Here is a 25,862-nt window from a genome sequence, read left to right on the forward strand (position 1 = left end):
TTTTAAAGGGTGAGGAGCACTGCTCCGCAAGGAGGGATTCTAAATCGTCATCGAGAAAATCCGGTTTTCCGGAACCCGACGTTTTAAGCGCAAATCAAAGGCCATACAGATATTACGCACAAAAGGCTTGCCTTGTTCAGTCACGGTGATGCCCTGCTCATCAAGCTGTAGTAATTGATCCTGCTGCATTTCTGCAAGTTGCAGCAAAATTTCGGGCAATTCAGGAAACTGCATAGCTTCGGATTGCCAGGACGTGCTGAATGTACACATCAAATTTAAGATATGTTCGCGGATGATTAAATCCTCTGTATTCAGCACATGACCTTTGACCACTGGAATTTCATCCAGCTCTAAACGTGCATAATAATCTTCCAGTTTCTTTTCATTTTGTGCAAAGCTGTACCAGCTGTCACTAATGGAAGAAATCCCCAAGCCAATCATCACTTGCGTTTTGGATGAGGTATAGCCCATAAAATTACGATGCAAAGTTCCGGCCTGAAAAGACTGATACATACTGTCCCGACTTAAGGCAAAATGATCCATACCAATTTCATGGTAACCATGCTTTAAAAGCTGCTTCTTGCCTTCTTCATAAAGCTGGCGCTTCAGCTGATCTTTAGGCACATCGTGATCTTTAAAACCGCGTTGACCATTGCCCTTAATCCACGGCACATGGGCATAGCTATAAAACGCTAAACGGTCTGGCATTAAACTGCTGGTTTGGTCAATGGTATTTAGTACATCTTCCAGATTTTGAAAAGGTAAGCCAAAGACCAGGTCATGGGAAATGGACGTATAACCAATTTCACGTGCCCACTCCGTTACACGCTGTACATGTTCAAAAGGCTGCATCCGATGGATGGCTTTTTGCACGGTTTCATTGTAGTCCTGAACCCCGTAACTGACCCGACGAAAACCCAGATCATATAAGGCTTGCAGATGTTCACGGGTGGTATTATTCGGGTGACCTTCAAAGCTAAACTCATGCTCGGCAGCCACCTCTGCCTTTGCCAAAATGCCTTGAATTAGCTGTTGTAAATGCTCAACCGAAAAGAAGGTCGGCGTGCCGCCGCCTAAGTGAATTTCTTTAATTTTCGGCGTTGTTGCCAGTAGTTGGCAATACAAGTCCCATTCTTTGAGCACGGCCTGAATATAAGGCTGTTCCATCTCATGCTTTTTGGTTACCCGTTTATGGCAGCCGCAGAAAGTGCACAAGCTTTCACAGAAAGGCAGATGGATATACAGACTAATGCCTTCGCTTGGGTTAGATTCATCAAAGGAACGCTTTAAGGTCTGTTTCCACAGCTCAAGCGAAAATGGCTCGACTTCCCAATACGGCACCGTTGGATAACTGGTATAACGGGGTCCCGGTACATTATATTTTTGAATTAAAGAACTCGTCATATTAAATATCCACTCTTCACTGCAACAGCCAGTTATACCCATAACCAAGCCAATATTTTGCATCACATATTTAACCCATTTTGCTGAGCTTGATCATAGAATTCAACCTAGTGAAAAAGTCGGAATATTTTTCAGTGCTCACGTCGAAGCAAAGCCTGAACAAAAATGATTGCATCCGTTTCAAGAAAACATCCTGCTGCATAAAATCCTTAATCTTTTATGCAATTTATGTTTTGATGTGATGAGTTTTTTAATAATCCCCCATGAGCGTTCTGATGCAACATCCGACTTCTAATGATATTCAACGTGTGCATGATTTTTTAGTCGATTTACAAGCGCGTATTTGTGCTGCCCTAGAGCAACAAGAATTAGCCGGTGGTGGCACAGCTCGGTTTGAAATTGATGATTGGCAGCGCCCTGAAGGCGGTGGCGGTCGTTCACGTGTGTTGCAAAACGGTACGGTGATTGAAAAAGGCGGTGTGATGTTCTCTCACATCAACATTTCCAAACTTCCGGCTTCTGCCACAGAGCGTCATCCACAAATTACCGGAGCCAAAGCCCAGGCCATGGGCGTGTCTTTAGTCATTCACCCGAACAATCCCAATGTACCCACTTCGCATGCCAACGTACGTTTATTTGTGGCTGAAAAAGAAGGTCAGGATCCAATCTGGTGGTTTGGTGGTGGCTTCGACTTAACCCCCTTCTACCCGAATGATGAAGATGTTCTGGCGTGGCATCAAAAGGCCCATGATCTGTGTGCGCCATTTGGCAATACGGTTTATGCGGAACACAAAAAATGGTGTGATGATTATTTCTATTTAAAGCACCGCGATGAACAACGTGGGATTGGCGGTTTATTCTTTGATGACTTGAACCAGTGGGACTTTGAAACCTGTTTTCAATATATTCAGGCCGTCGGCAATGGTTATCTGGAAGCGATTCTTCCTATCTTTAAACGCAATCAGGATAAATCTTATACTGAAGCACAACGCGATTTTCAGCTTTACCGTCGTGGTCGTTATGTAGAATATAATCTGGTTTATGACCGTGGCACTTTATTTGGCCTGCAAACCGGTGGTCGCATTGAATCCATTTTAGTCAGTATGCCACCGCTTGCTGCCTGGTCGTATCGTCCCGAGTGGGAAGAAAATTCGCCTGAAAAACGCTTAACTGATTATTATCTCAAACCGCATGACTGGTTGAGCGAACTTAAAAAATAAATTAAAAGTTTCTATCCCTTTTTCTGAGCAGAAAGAGGGATTTTTCTATTGAAATAAATCTTAAAATTAAATCGACACATCAAAAAATTAAATAATTAAAATCAATATCTTAAAGTAACTTAAATACTTAGCCACACCATAAAAAGAAGAAAAACTGACATATTTCCTTACAGCACCAGACGCTAATATGTCACAAAATTCGTTTAGACTGAATCATTCAATTCACCATCATCGCGAATATGCACAGCATGCACAAATACAATAATTCATGCTGAAGGAAGATAAAACTATGCTTAATATGATTCTAAATCACAAGGCCATTCTATTTTGGTCGATTATAACCCTGATGGTCTGCTCGATCAGCATTACCTTGCTTTCAGACAGCACCCTTGCCGATAGCTTATCGATTAGCTTTACCATATTTGCCGGTTTTGCCTTGTTTTTTACTGCAGCCATGTGGCTTGAAGACCGAGTGCATGAAATTTGTAATCCTTAACAGGATTTAACTTTACCACTTTAACAATCCCCCTTCTTCCTTGTTTGCCGTTTTTCCTTTCCTTAGTGGCTTTAGCCTGGGGGAAAAATCACGTATATTGAATGCCATTTCCGCACACGGACCTTGTGAAATGAGCAAACAATTCGCAGTGGTTGGCAATCCAATCGAACAATCACGCTCTCCAGAACTGCATCATGCTTTTGCAGAAAAAACCGGTATTGATCTTGTCTATAGCAAACGTCTTGCTCCACTGGATGGCTTTGAAGCCAATATTCAGGAATTCTTTGCTCAGGGCGGTATGGGTATGAACGTGACTGTACCCTTCAAAGAGCAGGCTTTTGCAGCATGTGTGGTATTAACAGAGCGTGCCAAAATTGCCAAGGCAGTCAATACCCTATGGATGCAGGATGGCAAGCTGTATGGCGACAATACCGATGGTCAAGGTCTGGTCGATGCCATCAAGGCCTTAGACTGGAAACTTGAAGATACCGAATTGCTGATTATTGGTGCGGGCGGTGCAACCCGCGGGGTGATCTACCCTCTGGTACAGGCAGGTGCAAAAAAAATCGTGATTGCCAACCGGACTTTAGCCCGTGCAGAACAACTGGTGGCCGATTTACAACAAGCAGTTCCTCAAGCCACTCTTGCAGCCATTTCATTGCAAGATCTGGCCGGTGATTTTGACATTGTCATTAATGCCACTTCGGCAAGTTTGAGCGGTGATGCTCTGGTTTTACCTGAAAGTCTTCAATTTAAACATGCCTATGAAATGGCCTATGGCAAGCCGTCCAGCTTTTTAGATCAAGCCAAAGCACGCGGTGTTCCCACTTCAGAAGGTTATGGCATGCTGGTTGGACAAGCGATCGAATCTTTCTCGATTTGGAACGGGGTCAAGCCTGAACTCAAAGATTTTCTTTAATAAATGGTATTAATAAACTAATTGAAAAGAAGTAAACCTCTGCTTCTTTTCAGTTTTTATCAGCATAACTGGTTTTCAATTGGATTTTATGACATTCATATTCTTTTATAAATATTCCTTATTATAAGAATAAAAATTCGTTATCTTTATTTATAAAACCCCAATAACATGATCATTTAATTATATTTTTATGTAAAAAATCAAAAATAACATGCGCAAAAAATCCTACCAGACCCTATAATTTATTTAAACATCAAGTTGGATCATAAGCTCTTCAATTCGCCTTTCTGACATTTCTCTGAGGCTGCATCATCAATGTATTTTTATCAACAATGTGAATAATCAAATTATCGATTCGAATAATCCAATACTATTTCTAAATTAGGATTAACACTATGCCAGCTTATAAAGCCCCTTTGCATGATATTCGTTTTTTAATGAACGAAGTGCTTGATTACCCGGCACACTACAAAACACTTTCAAATGGTGAAGCGGCAGATGCTGACACTGTAGACATGATTCTTGAAGGTGCTGCAGATTTCTGTGAAAACATCCTGTCTCCTTTAAACCAATCGGGTGATGAAGAAGGCTGTCACTTTGAAAATGGTGAAGTAAAAACACCAAAAGGCTTTAAAGAAGCTTATGACCAGTTCGTTCAAGGCGGCTGGCAAGGTCTTTCTTTCCCTGAAGAATTTGGCGGTCAAAACCTGCCTCAATCATTAAACCTGATCAAATCAGAAATGATGGGTACTGCAAACTGGGCCTTCCAGATGTACCCGGGTCTAAGTGTCGGCTGTATGAATACCATTCTTCAGTTTGGTAGTGAAGAACAAAAAAATACCTATATGCCTAACCTGGTCACTGGTGAATGGTCAGGTACGATGTGCCTCACCGAACCACAATGTGGTACGGACTTAGGCCAGGTTAAAACCAAGGCTGAACCAAAGGCAGATGGTACCTATGCCATTTCAGGGACTAAAATCTTCATCTCTGCCGGCGAACACGATTTAACAGAAAATATCATTCACATCGTTCTCGCACGCCTTCCAGATGCTCCTGCAGGTACCAAAGGTATTTCGCTATTCATCGTGCCAAAATTCATGGTAAATGCTGATGGTACAGTGGGTGAGCGCAACCCTGTAAGCTGTGGTTCAATCGAACACAAAATGGGGATCCGCGCTTCAGCGACTGCTGTATTAAACTTTGACAATGCAACGGGTTACCTGATTGGCGAGCCACACAAAGGCTTACATGCCATGTTCACCTTCATGAACACTGCACGTATCGGTACTGCGATTCAAGGTATTGCACATGCAGAATTGTCTTTCCAGGGCGCACTGCCTTATGCCAAAGAACGTATGTCTATGCGTGCCCTTTCAGGTAAGAAAGACCCTGAAAAAGTAGCTGATGCGATCATTCACCATGCTGACGTGCGCCGTATGCTCCTCACTCAAAAAGTGATTGCTGAAGGTGGTCGTGCAATGATTTATTATGCTGCGCAACTTGCCGACAAAATGGCGGATGCTTTAATGCAGGGTGATACCGCAGCATATGAAGCGCATGATGACCACTTAGGTTTCTACACGCCTATCCTGAAAGGTTTCTTGACGGAATTGGGTTATGAAGCTGCCAACCACGGTATGCAGGTGTATGGCGGTCATGGTTATATCAAAGAATGGGGTATGGAACAGATTGTTCGTGACTCACGGATTTCTACCCTGTATGAAGGTACCACCGGTGTGCAGGCACTTGACCTGATTGGTCGTAAAGTTCTGTTAACCTCTAAAGGCAAAGTGATTCGTGAGTACACTGCTGAAATCTTGAAATTCTGTGGCCAGCATGCACGTAACAAATACATGCGTCGTTTTGCCTGGGATTTAACCAAGCTTTGCGCACAATGGAACGCACTCACCGTTCGCATCATGCTTGCTGCACGTAAAGATCGTGACATCGTATCTTCAGCTTCGGTTGATTTCTTGATGTTCTCTGGTTATGTGATGATGGCTTATTTCTGGGCGCAGCAAGCAGCCGTTGCTTCTGCAAAACTTGCTTCTGGTGAAGGTCAGGAAGTGCCAGAGTTCTACAAAGCGAAAATCAAAACTGCTGATTTCTACTTCGAACGTATCCTGCCACGTACTCAAGGTCATGCTGAAGCAATGGTCAACCCATCCAAGACCATGACTTCACTAGCACCTGAACACTTTAGCTTTGATTACTAAGTTCCAAAGTGAAGTTCAAATTCTAAAATAAATAAAAAGAGCGCTACGGCGCTCTTTTTATTCACTACAATAATCTCAATGTCATAGCGGTTTTGAACAGCATAAAATAATAAAAAATTAATCCGGTGACCTGTTAGATGAAAAAATTATTTTCCATTCTCAGTCGCTTTTATCAGCCATATAGTGCAACTATCCCTTTGGATGCCCGTCATCTCGAGCAAGAGTTTGATTCTCCTGATCCTGCCAACTTAGGAGATGCTGCCCAACCGATTACCCTGATCAGAACAGGACTGGGTAATTATCATATTGTTCAAGGCTTGGCGCTCGATCACCGAAATCAATTTTTATACACCACTCATGTCGAGGGCCATCCAGAACAGGGCGTGATTAATCGATTTAAGCTAAACAGTTCCAACTTATGGTCGGCACAGGATGCGCAAAAACCCTCTCCGCTTGTAGGTCATCAAGGCATTTGCATCGATCCACAGAGTGACTTTATGTTTGCCTCTGCTGGCTCCGGCATTCCCAATAAAGGCTGGTATATTTTAAAATTTCAATATATGCCCAATGCAGAACTTATGAATACTCAGATTATTCAAGTATTTGATAAAAGATACAATAAAATTACCAATACCATGCCCTCAATCACACCAGATGGAAAATATCTGCTGGTACGCGGCAATAACCATAAATCTAATTTGATCCGCATTTTTAAATTAGATTTAATCACCCAAAAAAACTTAACTGATCTTCGTTTTCTATATGAAGATGAATGGCTGATTGATGCAGGTTTCACTCAGGATCGGTGTGCATTTCAGGGTCTGAGCACAGATGGAACTTATATCTACCTGTTAAGCGGAAATAAAAATAAAGGCCCAAAGAGAATCTATGTGTATGACTTCGCAGGCAAACTGCTTCAAAAAATGGATGCCGTGACACTGGGGCATTTTGAAACTTCATCCAGTCATGCCATTCAATATTGGGAGCCAGAAGGCTTGACGGTCGATAGTCAAAACCAGCAACTCTACGTTTTATATAGTATAGGCAATAGCGGCCAATTCTTAGGCCGTATTTATAGAATGAAAATTAAAATTTAGAAGATAAATTCTATGAAGCTTAAATATTTACAGGTTATTTTTACAGTCGATCAAATAAAAATCAGGATGAAATTTTTATTTTAAAATACTGACTTCAACACGCTCTCGAATAATGAAAATTTAACTTAATAACTTTCATATAATCACCATTAAGGTAAAAGGTACTATCTTATGATTAATTCTTATCATATTCAGATAGTACACTATAGCGCCTGTTTTCTGTATGTGGCGTGCTACTCTCAAATACATAAACAAATAGCCTATTGTCTTTGCTTAAAGCCATCACCATTTTATATATTTATCCCACAAAGTTACTGAAATTTTACACTGCCTTTAATGTAAGGAGCCTATCTTATTAAGGCGAATTTAAATAATAAACTTTGAAGGTTGCCAATATGAAAGCAATTACAATGAAGAAGATGATTCACTGTGTGGCAGTAAGTGGTGTATTAAGTTTCGCTGCCTCTCAAAGTATGGCCATGGAGCATGAAACAACGAATGATGGCAAAACTCATTCTAAAATGTCGCACGATGCTCATGAGCGTTTAACCGATAGTCAAGTGATCAAGGTGGTAAGCACCGCGAATAGCGGTGAGATCATGCAGTCAAAAACTGCCTTGCCCAAGCTAAAAATGGATCAAACCCGTAAGTATGCCCAGTTGATGATTAATGCACATTCATCGAATGAGAAAAAAGGTCAGGCTTTGGCAAGTCGTCTAAAGTTAACGCCACAAGCGAGCAATATCAGTACATCATTGCAAAATGACAGCAGTAAAATTGTGAATAAGCTGAATCATTCATCAGCAGTTGATAAAGACTATATGATGAGTCAAGTTGAAGTACATCGTAAAGTTCTAATGACTATTGATAAGCAATTAATGCCAAATGCTAAAAATTCTGAATTAAAAAATATGCTTACACAAACCCGGACCGCGGTGGCTAAGCATTTGCAAATGGCTGAACAAATCGTTGCAAAGATGAAATAGCATAAAATTCAGTATATTATTTAATCATACCTTCCTAACCAGCCTGGCATCAGTAAGCTAGGCTGGTGAATACTTTTTTTATGTCTCACACTATTTTTTTAAATAACTTCATCTACGTCAAGTTTGAAGATTAAAGAAACTCTTCCAATACTGAATTTAAAAACACATGTCCTTGCTCGGTACATGAAAGTCGCTGTGGATCATCAACCATTAACTTGCGTTGTCGCAATGAAGTTAAAAGCTCATTTAAATCTTCCAGATTTAAACCGGTACGCCCAGCATAAAGCTTGGCATCTACCCCTTCATTTAAACGCAGTGCATTCATCATAAATTCAAACGGCATGTCTTCATCTTCTATGCGTTTAAACTGCAAATGCTCAGCCGGAACTTTGGCCAAATAGTCTTTCGGCAAACGGGTTTTCTGGAAACGGTACACGCCGTCAGGTTGGGTCACTTTGCCATGCGCCCCTGCTCCAATCGCCAAGTAATCGCCAAACTGCCAGTAATTTAAATTATGTGCCGATGGTTTTTCCTTACGCCAGGCCGATACTTCATAATTCACAAAACCGTTGGCTTTTAAATAAGCCTCGCCCTGCTCCTGAATATCTTCCAGCACATCGTCTACAGGTAAAACTGGTTGGGTCCGGAAAAACACCGTATTCGGCTCAATGGTCAGTTGATACCACGACACATGGGTCGCGCCATTTTCCACTGCTAGTTTTAAATCATTTAGGGCCTGTTCTAGAGTCTGTTCTGGCAAGCCATGCATCAAGTCGACATTGATTCGTTCAAAACCGGCATCGCGGGCTAAATGAATAGCATTGACTGCATCATCATTGCTATGGATACGCCCCAATTTTTTCAGGTGATCGTTATTAAAACTCTGTACCCCAATCGAAAGGCGGTTGATCCCGGCCGCTAAATATCCCGCAAAGGGATCATGTTCTACCGTTCCCGGATTGGCTTCCAAAGTAATTTCACAGCCATTTTCAAAAGGAATCAGTGCTTTTAACTGGCTAAATAACCATTGATAACCTTTGGCAGAAATCAGTGACGGCGTGCCTCCACCAATAAACACGCTATGAATTTCGCGCCCTTGGGCAAAATCGACCTGGGTTTTAAAGTCTTCGACCAAAGCCTGTAAATATTGCTGTTCCAAATCCAAAGACAGCTTGCCATCCGGTACCGCATGCGAGTTAAAGTCACAATATGGACACTTGCGCACGCACCATGGCATATGAATGTATAAAGATAAAGGAACCAATGCAGGATTTAATTCAGCCAAGGAACAAGCTCGAAATGGGTAAAGGAAGATGCATATTTTAACATGACTGCATCAGGACACCGATAAAATCTCACAATGAATATCAGTACACTAGAAAAAACTACAGAAGAATTAAATTGTTAGAATGATGAAAATATCTGCTCAGTTATTGTTGCTCATGCCCCTAACTCTGGGGATTGGTATCGCCATGACCTTTCAGACTGCAATCAACAGCCAGTTAAGAGAATATTTAAATTCACCCTTACAAGCTGCCCTTTTATCTTTTCTGATGGGTACAATACTGCTTGCCATATTGGTGTTTTTTCAGCCGGTAGAAAAACCGGGATTTGCAACTTTTGTGCAACTGCCATGGTATTTATGGTTGGGCGGATTTCTGGGCGTGTATGCCATTAGCCTCAGTATTTATGCCGCTCCCAAACTCGGTTTTCTAACCCTGTCCGGTTTAATTATTTTTGGTCAACTGCTCACTTCAATGGTTTTGGATCATTTTGGTTTACTCGGAACAGAAAAAGCACCCATCCATTGGCAACGCCTGTTAGGTGGCGTAGTGATTTTTATTGGTGTGCTTCTCACTTTACAACGCTAACACCTCATTATTCTAAGCACATGATGAGTATTTTTTGTGTCTAATGCCTCGTCGGTTACTACGACTCGTTATGAATTAAAACAACTTTTTCATTTGATGATTCCAATTTTGGTGACTCAATTTTCCCAAGCCGGTCTGGGACTGATTGATACCATTATGGCCGGACATCTATCTCCGGTTGATCTTGCTGCGATTGCTGTCGGGGTAGGCTTGTGGATTCCGGTCATGCTGCTGTTCAGCGGCATCATGATTGCCACCACACCTTTGGTTGCTGAAGCCAACGGCGCACGTACACCTGAAAAAATTGCCACCATTGCTCGTCAATCCCTGTGGATTGCATTGATTCTGGGCATCATCGCTGCGCTGATTTTACAAATCATGCCGTTCTTGCTACCTGTATTGGGTGTACCTGAAGTCTTGCTGCCCAAAGCCAGTTTATTCCTGCATGCTATTGGCCTAGGTATGCCTGCCGTAACCATGTTTGCAGCGCTACGTGGCTATTCGGAAGCGCTGGGTCATCCACGCCCTGTGACTGCCATTAGTCTGGTGGCATTAGTTGTTCTGGTACCGCTTAACTTTATTTTCATGTATGGCTTGGGGCCGATTCCTGAATTAGGTTCAGCAGGTTGTGGCTTTGCCACCTCTATTTTGCAATGGCTGATGTTTATCGCTTTGGCCATCTATGTGTTTAAAGGCAAGGCTTATGCTAAAACCCAGCCCTTTGCAGCCTTTGAAAAAATCAATCCTTACTGGATCAAGCGCATTTTAAAACTCGGTTTTCCGATTGGTTTGGCCATCTTTTTTGAAGTGAGTATTTTCAGTACCGCCGCCATTGTACTCAGCCCTTTGGGTGAAACTCTGGTGGCAGCGCACCAGATTGCCATTTCCGTCACCTCACAACTGTTTATGATTCCGATGTCACTGGCCATTGCGCTGACCATTCGTGTCGGCATCTATTATGGGGAAAAAAACTGGCAGGCGATGCATAAGGTTCAATATCTGGGATTGGCCACCGGCACTGTGTTTGCCATCGCCACCATGGCGCTGATCTGGTTTTTCCGGCCAGAAATTGTTTCTATTTACACTTCAAATTATGACGTGACTCAAGTCGCGCTGTATCTGTTGCTATTTGCCATGGCTTATCAGCTGATGGATGCCTGGCAGGTCAGTGCGGCAGGTTGCCTGCGCGGCATGCAGGACACCAAAGGCCCGATGTGGATTACCATGATTGCCTATTGGGTGATTGCCTTCCCAGTCGGAATTTATCTGGCACGCTTCACCGAGATGCAGGCTGCTGGGGTCTGGGTTGGCTTGATTGTCGGTTTAACTGTGGCCTGTGTACTGTTATTGACCCGTTTATATATGAACAATAAACATTTAGTGCAGCAGCTTTAATTCACAAACCAGCGATTCATTCATAAAAAAGCGAAGTTTTGACTTCGCTTTTTTAAGGTTTTCACTTTTTAGTTAACTACTTACTGCTGTGCAACCATCGCATCTTTTAAGCCTTGGTCACTCGAGTACAAAAATGCACATTATCTTTGCCTGTTAAATAACGATAAATTTTCATCACATATCATATGTATTAAACCCAGGCATTATTCTAATTTGCTTCAAGTGTACCGTGGGATAAGAAAATCTACCGCAACTCTCTCAAAATAGCTAAAAATTCAAATGAAAATTAAATACAAACAAAACCTTAACAATTTAAATTAGGCAGTTTGCCATTTGTCGCCTATGATCAGAGACATATCATTGATGATGATCTTCGAGGAATCTCGCATGGCAAAAACGGCTAGCACACCCGGTCGTCGCTTTATGAAACTTGCCAGTATGACGGCAAGTATTGCAACCAAAACAGTCTCAAATTCCATTAAAAATTTTAATGCCGATGAAGAACAAAAAAATGCCTCGCGCAGTAAACTTTTTCAGGATATCGGTTTGCAGATTGCCGATACGCTTGGCGAAATGAAAGGTGCTGTCATGAAAGTGGGGCAAATTGCTTCACAATATAAAGATATCTTCCCGCCTGAAGTGGCCCGTGCCATCAGTAAATTACAGCGTCAGGCCCCTGCCATGCCTTTTGCCGAAATTAAAGCACAAGTGGAAAAAGAACTGGGTAAACCCATTCTTCAAATCTTTAAAAGTTTTGATGAACAGCCTTTTGCTGCGGCCTCTATTGGCCAAGTACATAAAGCCACTTTGCCCAATGGTCAACAGGTGGTGGTCAAAGTGCAATATCCGGGCGTAGATGAGGCCTGCGAAAGTGATCTGAAACAGGTTCGTCTGGCCTTACGTTTAATGGGTGTACTGAAAATTGACCGTAAATTGCAGGATCAACTGTTCAATGAAATTCAGGAAAGTCTGGATAACGAACTCAACTATCAGATTGAAGCGCAAAATCTGCAAGTTGCACGTACCTTCCATGAAACTTTAGACAGCAAGATTATTATTCCCCAAGTCTATTCCGACTATTCCTCACGGCATATTTTAACCTTAAGCATGGAATATGGCGAAAGCATGGAAACCGCCAGTACTTGGTCTCAAGATACCCGTAATGAACTGGGACGCCGTTTGTTCCGTGCCATTGGTCAGGAGATTTTCTATCTGAAACGTTTCCACTGTGACCCGCATCCAGGCAACTTTGCCTTCCGTGAAGATGGAACGGTGATTATTTACGACTACGGCGGTGTTAAAACCCTTTCTACCGAAATTGTCTCGAATTTCAAGACCCTGATTAATGCAGCCCGTGAAGGCAACATTGCTGAAATGGAACAAAAGCTGGATGACCTGCATTCCCTCACCACACAAGGCAAGTTCCCTGAAGACCTCTATCGCCAGTGGCTGGAAGTGCTAATGCGTCCACTCACCACACGTTATGATTTTGCCAAAAACTCAGCCCATCATGATGGTGTCGAGCTGCTCAAACCATCGTTAAAATATTGGGATGTGTTTAAGCCTTCACCAGATACCCTGATGGTCAACCGCACAGTTTCTGGACATTACTGGAACTTAATTCATTTAAAAGTGAATGATAACCTGAGTGATTTATTTGAGGAGCTGGTGCCGCCTCGCGTCTAATGACCAACCATAAACCCGGTTAACAAATTGTCACCGGGTTTTATTTGAATATTTAATTGTTATGTTATAACATTTCTTTAAATTTAAAATATGCAATGGAGAAATGTATGCGTCCAGATATCCACCCAGACTATCAACCCGTGCTGTTCCACGACACCAATGCAGATGTCTATTTTGTAATTGGCAGCACATTAAAACCACCCCAGACCCGTGAACATGAAGGCCAGACCTATCCTTATGTTACCCTGGATATTTCCAGCGCCTCTCATCCATTTTATACCGGTGAACAACGTCAAACCAGCAATGAAGGCCGTGTAGCAAGCTTTAATAAACGTTTTGCACGTTTCAAACGCTCACATTAACTTCATATTATTTTAAGATTTCAACGCTAATCTTAAGACTTGAAAAGCCCAAGCACTCTCCTCCAGCTTGGGCTTCTTTTTATCTTTATAATTGATCTTCAGGTTTTATCTGCTATGTAGCAGCCACTGAAACAGATAAAAACCCATAGCCAAAACAATCACCCCAGTGATCACACTGGAAATGACATAACCCAAAGCCAAGGCGATTTGGCCATGCTTTAATAACTGGAAAGTCTCCAGACCAAAACTGGAAAAGGTGGTAAAGCCGCCTAAAATACCGACCATCAAAAACAGGCGTGCTTCATTTTGCAAAACAGGAAATTTCTGACTATAGGCAAAGAAAATACCGGCAAACAGACAGCCAAAGATATTGATCCACCATGTTGTCCACGGAAATCCGCTGCTCGGTTTAAATAGAAATACCCCTGCCCCATAACGCAAACTTGCGCCAACCGCTCCCCCTAAAGCTACCAGTAGCCAATTCATATTTGTTCCAGTTTTATCGAGTCAAAGATCAATATTGTATAAATGCTTTATTCACTATACCGCACAAATGAGCTGAAATAGTAATGAAATGCCGCAGTAAAAATTGTTATAGTCACGTGGTTTTTAAACTTTTTTCTATGAATTGAGGAAATTATGGCTCAGGATTTATTGGCACAGCTTCAAGCAGGTGAAATCAAATTTGCAGACGTGATTGCGTACATTGATGCACGTTATAACCACACCGCAACAGCATTCCAAAATGGCCAACAGGCCAATGCTGCAACGGAAAATCAAGGCAGTGCTAAAGTATTTTCTTTTGCCCAACTCAATGGTTTAGATCAGGCCCAAACCCTAAGCCTGTTTGCTGAACATTATGCTGCCGTACTGGCAACCCCTGAAGCCACAGACCACCAGAACATTCGCCAGTTCATGCAAAATGGCTGGGATGGCATTCAGTTTACAGGTCAGGCTTTAACAGCAAAATAAGTTACTCTTAGAATATAAAAAGCCCGCTTTAATAAAGCGGGCTTTTTACTCCTCCCTTTCAAAAAGGGAGGTCGGGAGGAATTTAGAAAATCAATAAATCCCCCTTTTCCCAAAGGAATCTAAAAAAATTAAATCAGGAAATTCTGACCCGACAACGCCACTCATCAATTGCGTTCTGTTCCCAAGGCCGGCCATGTTTCACGTGAATCCATTCTTCACCCGGTTGCAGCGCAGTAAAAAGGAACAGTTTTTTACCGCCTACACCCAGCATCGGTTGTTGGCTTTTGATCGGGTCTTGCTGATAAATTTCTTCAACTTTTAATATATTTTGCGGCTGGGCCACTTGCCAGATATAGCCTGTGGTTGGATTCTCCGGCAAGGTGAGTTCCAAGGTTTGTCCCACGGTCATTTCCAGCAAAGTCGGACATTGCTGCTCCAGAGAATAAACATGGGTTTTGCCATCAATCGTTGGACTCATGCTACTACACCCCACCAAGCTAACCCCTATTACTGCCGCAAAACATAGCGCTAAAACTTTCATCAATTTACTCTTAACCCTCTTCTTAGGGAAACTAATTAACCTTTAACCCGTTCAATCCATTCAATCGAACTGACTCGAAACAGTTCACACGCGCCATCACCCGTATCGGTTGGGGTTAAAGATGAAGTCCATACCAGATTCTTGTCTTTAATTTCCACCAGCTCACCTTTTAGCCGCACCAAATCTCCACGTTTTACATGTTTAATTTGTTTGGCAATCTGAGGGTTGGCAGGAATAATGTGCATATTCGACACCATCTGCATGGCTTGCTCGGCAGGTACAGGCAGGCGATCTATCTTCCAGTTTAAAAAGCGGTCATATTGATTGACCGATATATGTCGTGCAATTTCAGGCTCGGCAAACAGCCCCCAGCTCACAGCATAATCAATCGGCGAAAATTTGGCTTGTTCATCGCTGGTATAGATTTTCGAACCCAAAATACGAAAATCCCCTTTAAAGGACTGCAATTTTTTAATCGACTGGTCTTTAGATAGCGGAGCCAAACCTTTGGAAATATTATGATCGACAGAGGCACTCGCACTCACCTGCAACATACTGGCTGCAAGTAAAGTACTGAATAATATTGCTCTGATCATCTGTATGCCCCTAACAAATTTCTTGATTTCTAACTTAATCTTAAATCAGTAAACTTAAATAACTATATGGACTTGGTAACAATATAGATATATTCAGTCACTTTTTTGTCTTATTCCTCGACCCGAATTTTGGTTAAAATAAAACGATATAAAGCAAGAAAAATTAAGTGATCAATGATTTATAAATTTTACCAACAACATATTTTTCCGCATTTACTTAATCAAGTCATGCAAACACCCAGCCTGATGGATCAGCGCCGTGAACTGCTATTACCTATTGCTGGCGAAGTACTGGAAATTGGCTTTGGTACCGGGGTTAATCTGCCTTTTTATCAAAATGTCGATACGCTCTACGCTTTGGAACCGAATGCCGATATTTATCAGCTCGCAATCAAACGCGTCCATGAAAGTACCATTCACGTGCAGCACGTTCAGGCCAGTGCAGAAAAACTGCCTTTTGCCGACAATAGCATTGAGCATATCGTCAGTACCTGGACACTCTGCAGTATTGAACATCTGGATCAGGCCCTGGCTGAATTGCATCGCGTGCTCAAGCCGACCGGAACTTTGCACCTGGTCGAACATGTGCTGTCTGACCGACCGATGCTGCAACATCTGCAAAACCTGCTGACACCCGTTCAAAAACGCCTGGCAGATGGCTGTCATCTCAACCGTAATATTGAACAAGCCTTAATAGATGCACATTTCAGCTTTAAGGAAAAACATTACCTGGATGCAGCCGGCGTTCCTGGCATTGCACAGCGCATGCTGTTTGCCCGTGTGCAAAAACAATAAACCTCTTTCATCAATCATTTTCAATGATTATAAGTTGTTCAGACTACCAAAATTAAAAATAGATTTTAGTGGTAGTGGATTCATGAATGTGGCATGGATGCCACACATTTCCCATCCCTTGCGCTGCATTTTAAAGCAGTGCTTAAAACTAGCTCAGGAAGTCGTGTATGGGAAATAAAAGGTTTTTCTTTCGGACTCAAAATATATTTTGAGATCCTCATTTTGACCTTTCAAAAGTAGGGATATTGCCTACACAAAGGTATCAAAATAAAATCAATTAAATATGAGGCAGTGCTGATTTAAAAAATCTAATATTGTTGAGCATTTTTTGACTTATGACAAATATCTAATAATGTTGAATTCAACCTCGTACAGTCATCATCACGGTGTTAATCCTCAAAATCGATGCGTACCGTTTCAAAACGTACCCGCCCTTCTCGAATGGCCTGAGCAATTGCCTGTTGCCCCTTGGTTAGACGTGCGCCGCCACTTTTAATGTCAATCAGCACCACCTCGATATCTTCGGGGCTGCCTTCACCATCGCGCAGGTCGGTATAGCCATCGAAAACCACATAATCGACCGGATCACCCAAAAATTTAGCATCACTGGGTAAATATTGAAACTGGGGCATAATCGGCGCCAGCTGCTCTGCCATCTTGCCTTTTAGCACCGCACGGCTGGTATTGACACTACGCTTTTGCGCATGCGCCAAGGCCTGCTGATGCTCCAGCTCCAGTTCCGCAATGTACTGTTCATACTCTGCTTTAATACGTCCATTCCGGGTATTGCTTAAAATCATGGTGGTAAGCACCACACCAATACACGCCCCAATCAGCATTGCCATCCAAATGGACATTATTTTTCCTTAATTTCAAAAATTACCGCTACTTATGCCTTAAGACTTTTGTCCCGAGTCATATTCACTGCATCAAACAATGATATGCTAGGACTGAGCAGAATAAAATCATCAGGGTCATGAAAACTATCTTAATTGCCAATCAAAAAGGTGGATGCGGTAAAACCGTTACTGCAATTAATCTGGCTGCCGCTTTGGCACAAAAGGGGTATAAAGTCGCACTTGCCGATGCCGATAATCAAAAATCGGCCTTGCAATGGTTGAAACAACGACCGCAAGAGGCGGCTCCTATTCAAAGTCTGGACTGGCGTCAGGAAAAATCAATTGGCGATGTACCTAAAAATATCGAATATTTAATTATTGATGCACCTGGGGCCCTCTCTGGCGAGCATGCTGAACAGTTGATCAGTGAAGCACACGCCATTATTACCCCATTGCAGCCGTCTTTCTTTGATATTGAAAGTACCCGTCGTTTCCTGAAACATTTACAGGATATTAAACGCATCCGTAAAGGGAAGGTACAGCTTTTACTGCTGGCTAACCGGATGAAAGCAAACACTGCCAGTTCCAAAGATATACAGGATTTTTTCCAGAAAATTGAACAGCAACCCGTAGCCTGGATTTCCGAGCGAACGGCCTATGCCCAGCTGGCCATGCAGGGACTGAGTATTTTTGATAAAACACAAAAAAACTATCTGGCTATGCAAGATCAATGGCAACCGCTGTTAAATGCGATTGTTGATGATCCCAGCGCCTGGTTTTAATGCCATCAAGAGGATGCAACGAGGAAGCCTGAATTTAAGCGCGCAATAAATATTCATCACAACTTGCCCAGCTCTCGTTCTCGGGAGCTTTTTTTTCGGTTAAGATGAACTCCGAGCTAAGGAAGTAGTCAGTGAATTCAGTGCAACGTTACGCGCCCACATTACAAAAAGTTTTATTATTTGGACTCTTTTTCATCCTGATGTATTTGAGCTTTAATGTACTCAAATATTTTATTGTCCCTGTAGTTTGGGCGGCAATTATTGCCTATGTCACCTGGCCGCTGTATCAGTCAGTATTACGCATGTGCGGACAGCGTCCGACCCTGAGCGCCACAGTGATGATTCTTTCTGTGGTTCTGGTACTGGGTTTACCGATTATCTTTGCTATTTTTATGTTGCAGCATGAAGGACGAAACCTTTATTACGAATTACAAAAACAGGTTTTTTCTGGTCATCTGAATGTTCCTGACTTTGTTCGCCAGCTGCCGATTGTGGGCAAAGAAATTTCCCGTTCCTTAAGAGAAATCAATCAGGATCCCAACAGCACCATTCAGTCAGTTTCTTTGTGGATTCAAGGTCACTTAAATTACGGGAAAGCAGTACTAAATGAAGTCAGTAAAAATATAATCAAGCTCTGCTTTGCCGTAATGTCGTTATTTTTCTTCTACCGTGATGGTCACACCATTTTAAATCAGGTCAGCAAAGCCCTGGAAATGGTCATTGGTCCGCGTATTCATCATTATTTAGAGACCATTTCCGAAACCACACGTGCCGTGGTTTATGGCGTAGGACTGACTGCCATTGCCCAATCGTTTCTGGCAGGCATCAGCTATTTTGTTGCCGGTGTGCCTAATCCGATGGTACTGACCATTATCACCTTCCTGTTGGCACTGATTCCTTTTGGACCTCCAGTTGCCTATACTTCTGTTTCGCTATGGTTATTTTCTCAGGGACAAACCGTTGAGGCGATTGGGGTGATGGCATGGGGCGTGTGTATTGTCAGTACCGCCGATAACGTGATCCGTCCATTGGTGATTTCCGGAGCTACCCAGATTCCGTTCTTGCTGATTATGTTTGGGGTACTGGGTGGTCTGGCCAGCTTTGGCATGGTGGGATTATTTGTCGGCCCGGTGATTCTGGCAGTATTACTGGCAATCTGGCGTGAATGGCTGCATGAAACCAATGAAACTGAAGGTTTAATGATGCCTAAAGCCACTCTTGCCCATGATATTGATGATGAAACGCGCCCCCCCAATTAAGCCGGCAAGCCTAAGTTAAGAAACTTATACATTCCACTACTTAAAGCAGGTGGTCTTGCATCTTTTACTTTGCTTCAATGATGCTAATTATAAAAAAGATCAGGATGCTTTGAGTCATGAAAATACGATTTAAGCACGCTACACTTGCCATACTGGGTGCAATATTTTTGGCCGGATGTGCTGGCCACATGCCAACAGATGAACATAAAGGTCAACGCGTAACGGTCAACGCAGTCACTGCCCAAGGTATAGGTGAAATCATCGGAACGGTAGAATTGCTCGATAGTCCGGATGGCTTGGTTCTCAATACCCATTTACGCAATCTGCCACCCGGTCCTCACGGCTTTCATATTCATGAAAAAGGTTTCTGCGGCCCAGCGGAAAAAGATGGAAAAATGAGCGCAGCCATTGCCGCCGGCGGTCATTTCAACCCCAATTATGCACCACATCACGGTACGCCACTCACTGGTCATCTGGGCGATTTACCTCTGATCACCGCAGATGCTACAGGCAAATCCACCGAGCATCTGGTTGCACCACGTTTAAAACTGGCCGATATTCAAGGTTTGGCGATTATGATCCATGCCGGTGGTGACAACTATGCAGATCAACCTAAACCTTTAGGCGGTGGCGGAGACCGAATTGCCTGTGGTGTGATTCAATAAATTGCCCACAAAACCATACAATGAAAAAGCAGGCTGAATGTCTGCTTTTTTCGTCATAGCCTTAAAAATAAAAGATTAAATAAAACCACGCTAACGATCATAAATTGACAGCACCGCTAAAAAAGCTCAGGCTATATCTATACAAAAAATTGATCTTTAGAACATCGTGAATAGCCTGAAAGATTTACTGCAACGCTTTAAATCCAATTCCATATTAATCTATTGTCTGCAAATTTTTATTGTTCTTAGCGGAACCACTCTAGGCCTGCTTTTTTTAGGCTATGAAGCATTGATCGTGCCCGTTACTTTAGGGGCTATTGCCACTGCCCTGACCGACTTTGATGACCGTTTAAGTATCCGTCTGCGCAATCTGGTCTATGTCTGCATGCTGTTTTTCGGCGTCAGCAGCATTCTTGAATTTCTTTATCCTTATAAACTGCTTTTTATTCTGTATTTATCCTTATCTAGTGCTGGCTTTATTTTAATGGGCGCACTGGGACAGCGTTATGCCACCATTTCTTTCGGCACCATTTTACTGTCCATTTACACCATGTTTGGACTCGGTGAATACAGCCAATGGTATCAGCAGTCGAGCTATTTTGTGCTGGGTGCGCTGTGGTATGGCCTGACGTCAATTATCTTTTATTTACTTAAGCCCACACAGGCGGTACAGGACAATCTAGCCGCCAATTTCAATGCCATTGCGGCATTACTGCTGGCCAAAGCCCGCCTGTTTGACCCGGACAATATCGATAATATTGAACCCTTATTATATGAACTTTCCTTAAAAAACAGTGAAGTGGTGCAAAGCCTGAATACCACCAAGGCATCCTTACTCACCCGTTTAAAAGCGTCACGTGCCAATAAAAACACCATTTACTGGCTGAATCTGTATTTTCTGGCGCAAGATATTCATGAGCAGGCGACATCCAATTACCTGCATTATGAAAATATCCATAAAAACTTTAGCCGCACCGACCTGATTTTCCGGATTCAAAAGAATGTCAAACTGCATGCACTATCCTGCCAAAAACTGGCGCACGATATTCTAAGCCATCAGCACTATCAAGCCAATCCGGACACCGATATTGCGATAGCCAATCTGGACAATTCGATTCAGTTATGGATTGAGGAAAACCCGCATAATCTGGAAGTAAAAAACCTGCTGCTGATTTTGCGTAACCTGAAAAAAATCCAGGAACAATTTATTAACTTAAGTCATGAGCAAAATAATTATCGTCAAAACTATCTACAGCATCAGGAAAATTTAAACCTGCTGGATGATGATATTCACGATGTGCGGGATTTATGGCTCAAGCTGAAACAGCATCTGACACCGAATTCTGCCCTGTTCCGGCATGCTGTACGGATTGCCTTTGTATTTGCAGTCGGCTATGCCATCTCTTTATTGCCTTTTGCCAAAAATGGTTACTGGATTTTACTGACCAGTTTATTTGTCTGCCAGATCAGTTATTTCGCCACCAAGAGCCGTTTAAAACTGCGGACTTTAGGTACAGTTTTAGGAGTGCTGCTCGGCATTCCAGTTTTATATTTTGTTCCGAGTATCGAAGGACAACTGGTTCTGACCATTATTTCAGGGGTGTATTTTTTCTATTTACGTTCCAAAAAATATGCCATGGCGACGCTGATGGCAACCTTAATGGTGCTGCTGATTTTCAACTTAAAAGGTGCGGGCTATGCCATTATTTTGCCACGTATTGTCGATACCCTTTTAGGCTGTCTGATTGCCTGGTTTGCGGTCAGTTTTATCTGGCCAGACTGGAACTTCCGCAATATTTCCAACACCATCAAAAAGAGTAACCAAGCCACTTTGGACTATTTTGATGCGGTGGTGAAGCAGTACCAGTTCGGTAAAAATAACAGTCTGGATTACCGTCGAGCACGTCGCACCGCCCATAATGCGCAAATTGAACTGTCCAGCATGATTTCCAGTTTAAGTACCGAACCGAATCCGAATCAGGCGCTAATTCATTCCGCCTTTCGTTATCTGGTATATAGCCACAGCCAGCTCAGTTATGTTTCTGCTTTGGGCAGCCATCGTGAGCAGGTTCAGGATACTCAGGTACTGGATTTAATGTTGTGGTGTAAAGACACCTTATTCGCGGTGCTGTTACAGCAGCAGCCTTTAGATACAGATAAAATCCAAGATAAACTTCAAGAAATTAAACAGATGAGTACGCAAGAGAACCTGTCTGAAGATTTATTACTGGTACTGAAACAGATCAGTCTATTACTGGAAACACTGCCTGAACTGTTAAATTTGAGAACCGAATTATGGACGCAGGAGATCAAATAACCCGAGTTCAGCACTTGGTTATAAGTATTTGATATATTTTATAAATACATCAAGTTTCGATTCACTGCTGCAGTAATATTAAGTACACTCAAGGTTCATTCTCATTGATTTAAGCATGACCATGAATATCCAAACTTTACGTATTGTCGGTCTTTTAGAAGGTATTTCCTTTCTGTTGCTTCTTTTCATCGCGATGCCGATGAAATATATGCTGGATAATCCAATTTTGGTGAAATATGTCGGTATGGGGCACGGCGTACTGTTTATCCTGTTTTTAATCGTGTTATTTACGGTATGTGAAAAACAGAAATGGTCGATTTACATGTTTATTCTGGGTTTAATTGCATCCATTTTACCGTTTGGCACTTTTGTTTTCGATCGCAAGTTGAAGACTTTTGAGCAGCCGATTGCTGAATAAAAACTATTTCTTTAATTTAAAGCGTATTCCTCCTCTGCTGCACTTTTGAAGCAGAGGACGGTGTGGCCTCAATGTTTAAAACGCGCCACTCTGTTTACGTTCTTTTAAAATCTGCTTAAGCGTCACTCGCGGGAAACTAAACCACAGCGCGATTAGAATAAAACACGCCACGCTATATGCCAAATAATGATATTGCTCATACATCACCCGCACCAGTTCAATAATAATAAAGAAGCTGAACATCAACAGCATGGATACTGCTGCTGCGACTGTGCCTTTAGAAACTTCCGATGACATTAGCGCAAAGCGGTACAGTACCGAAAAACTGATGCCCTCACCAAAACTAATTAAGGTCATCCCTGCAATTAAGCACCAGATCAGATACTCCTGCCAGATCACCCCAGCCATTAAAACCACGGTTCCAAGCAGCATAATCGGCAAGCCAATCAGTACCGATTTACCCAACGCCAGTTTGTCGATAATTTTAATCAGCACGATATTCCCGACAATTAATCCACCCAAGACCGGAAACTGTGCCAGACCATATTGCATGCTGCTAAAACCCAGTTCTTCCACCAGCATGACCGGTGACAGTGCAATCCACAGCATCAATGGCATGCTGACCATCGGCAAGGCCAAAGTCATAACTAAAAAACGTTTGTTTTTATAGACCTGTTTAAAGTCATCCAGAATATAGCTAAGCGGCTGTTTTGGGATGCTGACTTTGTTCTCGGGCATTTTGGCTTTCAGTCCAAACCAGCTTAAAAAAGCTAAAAAAGCGATACCTATAAAACCCCAATGCCATGACACATGATCAATCAGGAAAGCACCGACCACAGGACCGAGTAAGGGTGCAAGCAGGGAAATATTGGCCATCAATGCCATAACTTTAATCGCGTCTCGCTCTTCGAAAGTTTCCTGAATGGCAGCATAACCGACTGCGGAAATAACGGTTAAACCAATACCCTGTAAAAAGCGCAGTGCTAAAAAGCTTTCAATATTCTTCGTTAATAGAATCAGCAAGCAGCACAGTACAAAGAACAGTACGCCGGCCAGCAAAACTTTTTTTCGTCCTAGTCGATCGGACAATGGGCCGAGTAACCAGGCTACACATGCCCCACCCAACAAGTAAAATGACATGGAAGATGGCGCCCATGAACTGCTTACGCCAAAGTCTTTGGTAATGGCGAGCATGGCCGGTTGAACCAGGTCGTTGCCGATATAGACGGAAAATTCAAACAGCACCAATGCCAATGGGAACATCAGCGTGGCACGGTTTAAGGTGGCGGTTTGAACTTTTTGCATTGTTTTTCTACATATATTTTAGGCTTGAAGGGCTATGCACTATTTTTAGGGAGAGATGCATCAGCCCAATGCAAGCATTGAGTGTTTAAATTAAAGTTTGGAAAATGCACTTGCTTATAAGTGACCTAAAACACCGTATTCACAAGGTGTCTAAAAAGATAAAAGTGTTTCGTGAAATATATCTGGCTCAAACAAAAATACCTACTTGGTTGAGTAGGTATATTTTAGCAGAGACCATTTTTCTTGTCTTTAAGCTGTTTTTTCCGAAATAATTTCACCAAATTTAATTTCTGGATTTTTCTTAAATTGTAGCCACTTATTTTTCATCCATTGTTCTACTTTATCTTTCTTAAGAATTGCTAATAAATTATTGAGTAAAGAAAATTTAGCATTTGGATCATAGTAGTAGACTGTTACTCTTACATTTCTATCCATATCATCATTTAAACTAAATAAATCGATGATGTAATCCTTATCTGAAATATCTAATGAATGTCCCCAAATATAAAAATTAAGGTTTAAAAATTGATCTCTTTCTTTTTCACTTAAAACCTCATGTAAACTTCTTACATATCTTTCACCCAACGGCATCATAACCTGCCTTTTTAAAGCTTCAATTTCAATTTTATCCTTTCGAATTTCAGCTTTATATTTATCTAAGAAAAGAAAGTCAGTATCTTTGAAAAGCTTTTGCTGATATTTGGTAAAACCGTAAGCTTTTATTTTCTTTAAAGATTCACTCTCTAAATCAGAAACACCTAGAACGATATTTTGATCATTACCACAACTACCATGCAAATATTCCACATCAACAGCATCATGAAGTCTTTGGTAGGTATTTGTATAGTTAAATGAGAAAATTTTATCAGGATAAGACCATTCAGCATCAATATCTATCATTTTACTTTGAGATAATTGACCAACAATAATTTCCAAATATACGTTAAAAATTTCAATAAATTTCTCTAACTCTGTATAAAGAAAAGTCATAAAATCAGCAGAACTAAAGCCATTTTTAACATTCTTTCCATGACAAAAATCCATATTTAGATTAAAAGGAATCATTACTCCTTCATTTTTAATTGTAAAGTTAAAGAAGTTTAGCGTGTCCAAATCCTTTGTTTTTATTTTTAAACTATTTTGTCCCCTATTATTTAAATAATTTATTATTTTATCTCGATGATCCATTGATTCCAGATCAACTATACAACGAGCTACTACAACCAAGACATCTTCAATTTTTTGTTCAAAATCAATCCAAGTTTTTATTTCTTGAACATGATGTTTAAAGTAACTGTACCATCCATTTTGTTGCAATTGTTTTTGTATTTCTTGAACTTGTATTTTTGTTAAATGGATATTTGATACATCATAATTTTTCTTTGTATTTCCAATGAATTCTATATCTTTAGGCTGCTTGAATTGAGAAAACAACTCATCAAAATCCATTTGGTATGTTTTTTTATCTAGAGCTTTAGAGATTTGAAAATATTTTGTCACTAAATGGATAGGATGCTCAAATGGAGAATACAAAACATCATTGATTGGTTTATCTAAGTCTTTTTTCTCAATTGCTTTCATAACTAACATGAAATGATCATATTTAGTCGGCAAATAATGCGACAAATCAAAGCCATTGCCAACAATTAAAATATTCATTGTTCCTGTATCCCCAAAACGCAAAAAAGCGCATCAAACGATACGCTTTTTTATGCAGC

Annotated in this window: 26 protein-coding genes; 17 read left to right on the forward strand and 9 right to left on the reverse strand. The window is 41.6% G+C overall.

All coding sequences use genetic code 11. From position 1 onward, the window contains the following. Positions 1 to 39: 39 nt before the first annotated feature. Positions 40 to 1,404 (reverse strand): oxygen-independent coproporphyrinogen III oxidase, encoded by a 1,365-nt coding sequence (gene hemN / locus B9T29_RS02935; protein ID WP_086174486.1) that lies wholly within the window; start codon positions 1,402 to 1,404, stop codon positions 40 to 42. Between the two features lie 275 nt (positions 1,405 to 1,679). On the opposite strand from hemN, the gene hemF reads away from it, so the two are divergent. From hemF to B9T29_RS02965, 6 genes are all read left to right on the forward strand, one after another. Further along, on the forward strand, positions 1,680 to 2,624 hold the full coding sequence (gene hemF, locus B9T29_RS02940; RefSeq protein WP_086174487.1) for an oxygen-dependent coproporphyrinogen oxidase: 945 nt from the start codon (positions 1,680 to 1,682) through the stop codon (positions 2,622 to 2,624). 289 nt (positions 2,625 to 2,913) lie between these two features. Beyond that, positions 2,914 to 3,120: a hypothetical protein gene (locus B9T29_RS02945; protein ID WP_086174488.1), complete on the forward strand. Its 207-nt coding sequence runs from the start codon at positions 2,914 to 2,916 to the stop codon at positions 3,118 to 3,120. Positions 3,121 to 3,250: 130 nt separating this feature from the next. After that, positions 3,251 to 4,039: a shikimate dehydrogenase gene (gene aroE, locus B9T29_RS02950; RefSeq protein ID WP_086174596.1), complete on the forward strand. Its 789-nt coding sequence runs from the start codon at positions 3,251 to 3,253 to the stop codon at positions 4,037 to 4,039. A gap of 395 nt (positions 4,040 to 4,434) precedes the next feature. Continuing rightward, a complete protein-coding gene (locus B9T29_RS02955; protein ID WP_086174489.1) occupies positions 4,435 to 6,258 on the forward strand; it encodes an acyl-CoA dehydrogenase C-terminal domain-containing protein in 1,824 nt (607 codons plus the stop codon). A 137-nt stretch (positions 6,259 to 6,395) separates the two neighbouring features. Then, on the forward strand, positions 6,396 to 7,355 hold the full coding sequence (locus tag B9T29_RS02960) for a hypothetical protein (protein ID WP_086174490.1): 960 nt from the start codon (positions 6,396 to 6,398) through the stop codon (positions 7,353 to 7,355). A 395-nt stretch (positions 7,356 to 7,750) separates the two neighbouring features. Beyond that, positions 7,751 to 8,341 carry a DUF4142 domain-containing protein gene (locus B9T29_RS02965; protein WP_086174491.1) on the forward strand — a complete coding sequence of 197 codons (591 nt, stop codon included), beginning with the start codon at positions 7,751 to 7,753 and terminating at the stop codon, positions 8,339 to 8,341. Between the two features lie 130 nt (positions 8,342 to 8,471). Here B9T29_RS02965 and hemW read toward each other — a convergent pair whose 3' ends face one another. Beyond that, a complete protein-coding gene (gene hemW, locus B9T29_RS02970; RefSeq protein WP_086174492.1) occupies positions 8,472 to 9,626 on the reverse strand; it encodes a radical SAM family heme chaperone HemW in 1,155 nt (384 codons plus the stop codon). A 124-nt stretch (positions 9,627 to 9,750) separates the two neighbouring features. On the opposite strand from hemW, the gene B9T29_RS02975 reads away from it, so the two are divergent. Together B9T29_RS02975 and B9T29_RS02980 are read left to right on the forward strand one after the other, a co-directional pair. Then, on the forward strand, positions 9,751 to 10,212 hold the full coding sequence (locus B9T29_RS02975; RefSeq protein ID WP_086174493.1) for a DMT family transporter: 462 nt from the start codon (positions 9,751 to 9,753) through the stop codon (positions 10,210 to 10,212). Positions 10,213 to 10,248: 36 nt separating this feature from the next. Further along, positions 10,249 to 11,607 (forward strand): MATE family efflux transporter, encoded by a 1,359-nt coding sequence (locus B9T29_RS02980; protein WP_086174494.1) that lies wholly within the window; start codon positions 10,249 to 10,251, stop codon positions 11,605 to 11,607. Positions 11,608 to 11,713: 106 nt separating this feature from the next. Here B9T29_RS02980 and B9T29_RS16795 read toward each other — a convergent pair whose 3' ends face one another. Beyond that, entirely contained in the window at positions 11,714 to 11,782 is a 69-nt protein-coding gene (locus B9T29_RS16795; protein WP_086174597.1) for a DUF1737 domain-containing protein, read from the reverse strand. A 212-nt stretch (positions 11,783 to 11,994) separates the two neighbouring features. Between B9T29_RS16795 and B9T29_RS02990 the strand changes: the two genes are divergently transcribed. Together B9T29_RS02990 and B9T29_RS02995 are read left to right on the forward strand one after the other, a co-directional pair. Next, positions 11,995 to 13,293, forward strand: coding sequence for an ABC1 kinase family protein (locus B9T29_RS02990; RefSeq protein ID WP_086174495.1), 1,299 nt, complete (start codon positions 11,995 to 11,997; stop codon positions 13,291 to 13,293). 107 nt (positions 13,294 to 13,400) lie between these two features. Beyond that, positions 13,401 to 13,655 carry a type B 50S ribosomal protein L31 gene (locus B9T29_RS02995; protein ID WP_086174496.1) on the forward strand — a complete coding sequence of 85 codons (255 nt, stop codon included), beginning with the start codon at positions 13,401 to 13,403 and terminating at the stop codon, positions 13,653 to 13,655. A 105-nt stretch (positions 13,656 to 13,760) separates the two neighbouring features. Here the strand turns inward: B9T29_RS02995 and crcB are convergent, their stop codons facing one another. Continuing rightward, entirely contained in the window at positions 13,761 to 14,141 is a 381-nt protein-coding gene (crcB, locus tag B9T29_RS03000) for a fluoride efflux transporter CrcB (protein ID WP_086174497.1), read from the reverse strand. Between the two features lie 153 nt (positions 14,142 to 14,294). Between crcB and B9T29_RS03005 the strand changes: the two genes are divergently transcribed. Beyond that, positions 14,295 to 14,627: a HopJ type III effector protein gene (locus tag B9T29_RS03005; RefSeq protein WP_086174498.1), complete on the forward strand. Its 333-nt coding sequence runs from the start codon at positions 14,295 to 14,297 to the stop codon at positions 14,625 to 14,627. Positions 14,628 to 14,760: 133 nt separating this feature from the next. Here B9T29_RS03005 and B9T29_RS03010 read toward each other — a convergent pair whose 3' ends face one another. Together B9T29_RS03010 and B9T29_RS03015 are read right to left on the reverse strand one after the other, a co-directional pair. Further along, positions 14,761 to 15,105 (reverse strand): protease inhibitor I42 family protein, encoded by a 345-nt coding sequence (locus tag B9T29_RS03010; RefSeq protein ID WP_228146548.1) that lies wholly within the window; start codon positions 15,103 to 15,105, stop codon positions 14,761 to 14,763. 98 nt (positions 15,106 to 15,203) lie between these two features. Then, a complete protein-coding gene (locus tag B9T29_RS03015) occupies positions 15,204 to 15,764 on the reverse strand; it encodes a hypothetical protein (RefSeq protein WP_086174500.1) in 561 nt (186 codons plus the stop codon). Between the two features lie 174 nt (positions 15,765 to 15,938). Between B9T29_RS03015 and B9T29_RS03020 the strand changes: the two genes are divergently transcribed. Further along, the gene (locus tag B9T29_RS03020; RefSeq protein WP_086174501.1) at positions 15,939 to 16,559 is read left to right on the forward strand and encodes a class I SAM-dependent methyltransferase; all 621 of its coding nucleotides are present in this window, start codon (positions 15,939 to 15,941) and stop codon (positions 16,557 to 16,559) included. A 389-nt stretch (positions 16,560 to 16,948) separates the two neighbouring features. On the opposite strand, the gene B9T29_RS03025 is transcribed toward B9T29_RS03020, so the two are convergent. Next, positions 16,949 to 17,416: a Holliday junction resolvase-like protein gene (locus B9T29_RS03025; protein ID WP_086174502.1), complete on the reverse strand. Its 468-nt coding sequence runs from the start codon at positions 17,414 to 17,416 to the stop codon at positions 16,949 to 16,951. Positions 17,417 to 17,535: 119 nt separating this feature from the next. Between B9T29_RS03025 and B9T29_RS03030 the strand changes: the two genes are divergently transcribed. The 5 genes from B9T29_RS03030 to B9T29_RS03050 all read left to right on the forward strand — a co-directional run bounded on the left by B9T29_RS03030 (position 17,536) and on the right by B9T29_RS03050 (position 22,839). Further along, a complete protein-coding gene (locus B9T29_RS03030; protein ID WP_086174503.1) occupies positions 17,536 to 18,180 on the forward strand; it encodes a ParA family protein in 645 nt (214 codons plus the stop codon). Between the two features lie 131 nt (positions 18,181 to 18,311). After that, the gene (locus tag B9T29_RS03035; protein ID WP_086174504.1) at positions 18,312 to 19,439 is read left to right on the forward strand and encodes an AI-2E family transporter; all 1,128 of its coding nucleotides are present in this window, start codon (positions 18,312 to 18,314) and stop codon (positions 19,437 to 19,439) included. Positions 19,440 to 19,555: 116 nt separating this feature from the next. Then, on the forward strand, positions 19,556 to 20,104 hold the full coding sequence (gene sodC, locus B9T29_RS03040) for a superoxide dismutase family protein (protein WP_086174505.1): 549 nt from the start codon (positions 19,556 to 19,558) through the stop codon (positions 20,102 to 20,104). Positions 20,105 to 20,270: 166 nt separating this feature from the next. Further along, on the forward strand, positions 20,271 to 22,421 hold the full coding sequence (gene yccS / locus B9T29_RS03045; RefSeq protein ID WP_086174506.1) for a YccS family putative transporter: 2,151 nt from the start codon (positions 20,271 to 20,273) through the stop codon (positions 22,419 to 22,421). A 121-nt stretch (positions 22,422 to 22,542) separates the two neighbouring features. Then, complete coding sequence (locus tag B9T29_RS03050) at positions 22,543 to 22,839, forward strand: DUF3817 domain-containing protein (RefSeq protein WP_086174598.1); 297 nt, start codon at positions 22,543 to 22,545, stop codon at positions 22,837 to 22,839. A 75-nt stretch (positions 22,840 to 22,914) separates the two neighbouring features. Here the strand turns inward: B9T29_RS03050 and B9T29_RS03055 are convergent, their stop codons facing one another. After that, positions 22,915 to 24,144: an MFS transporter gene (locus B9T29_RS03055; RefSeq protein WP_086174507.1), complete on the reverse strand. Its 1,230-nt coding sequence runs from the start codon at positions 24,142 to 24,144 to the stop codon at positions 22,915 to 22,917. A 249-nt stretch (positions 24,145 to 24,393) separates the two neighbouring features. Beyond that, positions 24,394 to 25,803: an AbiH family protein gene (locus B9T29_RS03060; RefSeq protein WP_086174508.1), complete on the reverse strand. Its 1,410-nt coding sequence runs from the start codon at positions 25,801 to 25,803 to the stop codon at positions 24,394 to 24,396. Positions 25,804 to 25,862: the final 59 nt, after the last annotated feature.

It is taken from the genome of Acinetobacter sp. ANC 3903, from assembly GCF_002135315.1.
Classification (GTDB): Bacteria; Pseudomonadota; Gammaproteobacteria; order Pseudomonadales; family Moraxellaceae; genus Acinetobacter.

What these genes read in the sequence shown, in the direction of transcription:
- B9T29_RS02945 (WP_086174488.1), top strand. Translation starts at nt 2,914, where the DNA reads ATGCTTAATATGATTCTAAATCACAAGGCCATTCTATTTTGGTCGATT.
- B9T29_RS03060 (WP_086174508.1), bottom strand. Translation starts at nt 25,803, where the DNA reads ATGAATATTTTAATTGTTGGCAATGGCTTTGATTTGTCGCATTATTTG.
- sodC (WP_086174505.1), top strand. Translation starts at nt 19,556, where the DNA reads ATGAAAATACGATTTAAGCACGCTACACTTGCCATACTGGGTGCAATA.
- B9T29_RS03010 (WP_228146548.1), bottom strand. Translation starts at nt 15,105, where the DNA reads ATGAGTCCAACGATTGATGGCAAAACCCATGTTTATTCTCTGGAGCAG.
- B9T29_RS02960 (WP_086174490.1), top strand. Translation starts at nt 6,396, where the DNA reads ATGAAAAAATTATTTTCCATTCTCAGTCGCTTTTATCAGCCATATAGT.
- B9T29_RS03020 (WP_086174501.1), top strand. Translation starts at nt 15,939, where the DNA reads ATGATTTATAAATTTTACCAACAACATATTTTTCCGCATTTACTTAAT.
- B9T29_RS02955 (WP_086174489.1), top strand. Translation starts at nt 4,435, where the DNA reads ATGCCAGCTTATAAAGCCCCTTTGCATGATATTCGTTTTTTAATGAAC.
- B9T29_RS02965 (WP_086174491.1), top strand. Translation starts at nt 7,751, where the DNA reads ATGAAAGCAATTACAATGAAGAAGATGATTCACTGTGTGGCAGTAAGT.
- hemF (WP_086174487.1), top strand. Translation starts at nt 1,680, where the DNA reads ATGCAACATCCGACTTCTAATGATATTCAACGTGTGCATGATTTTTTA.
- B9T29_RS03055 (WP_086174507.1), bottom strand. Translation starts at nt 24,144, where the DNA reads ATGCAAAAAGTTCAAACCGCCACCTTAAACCGTGCCACGCTGATGTTC.
- crcB (WP_086174497.1), bottom strand. Translation starts at nt 14,141, where the DNA reads ATGAATTGGCTACTGGTAGCTTTAGGGGGAGCGGTTGGCGCAAGTTTG.
- B9T29_RS03050 (WP_086174598.1), top strand. Translation starts at nt 22,543, where the DNA reads ATGAATATCCAAACTTTACGTATTGTCGGTCTTTTAGAAGGTATTTCC.
- B9T29_RS03030 (WP_086174503.1), top strand. Translation starts at nt 17,536, where the DNA reads ATGAAAACTATCTTAATTGCCAATCAAAAAGGTGGATGCGGTAAAACC.
- B9T29_RS02995 (WP_086174496.1), top strand. Translation starts at nt 13,401, where the DNA reads ATGCGTCCAGATATCCACCCAGACTATCAACCCGTGCTGTTCCACGAC.
- B9T29_RS02990 (WP_086174495.1), top strand. Translation starts at nt 11,995, where the DNA reads ATGGCAAAAACGGCTAGCACACCCGGTCGTCGCTTTATGAAACTTGCC.
- aroE (WP_086174596.1), top strand. Translation starts at nt 3,251, where the DNA reads ATGAGCAAACAATTCGCAGTGGTTGGCAATCCAATCGAACAATCACGC.
- B9T29_RS03015 (WP_086174500.1), bottom strand. Translation starts at nt 15,764, where the DNA reads ATGATCAGAGCAATATTATTCAGTACTTTACTTGCAGCCAGTATGTTG.
- hemN (WP_086174486.1), bottom strand. Translation starts at nt 1,404, where the DNA reads ATGACGAGTTCTTTAATTCAAAAATATAATGTACCGGGACCCCGTTAT.
- B9T29_RS03005 (WP_086174498.1), top strand. Translation starts at nt 14,295, where the DNA reads ATGGCTCAGGATTTATTGGCACAGCTTCAAGCAGGTGAAATCAAATTT.
- B9T29_RS02975 (WP_086174493.1), top strand. Translation starts at nt 9,751, where the DNA reads ATGATGAAAATATCTGCTCAGTTATTGTTGCTCATGCCCCTAACTCTG.
- B9T29_RS03025 (WP_086174502.1), bottom strand. Translation starts at nt 17,416, where the DNA reads ATGTCCATTTGGATGGCAATGCTGATTGGGGCGTGTATTGGTGTGGTG.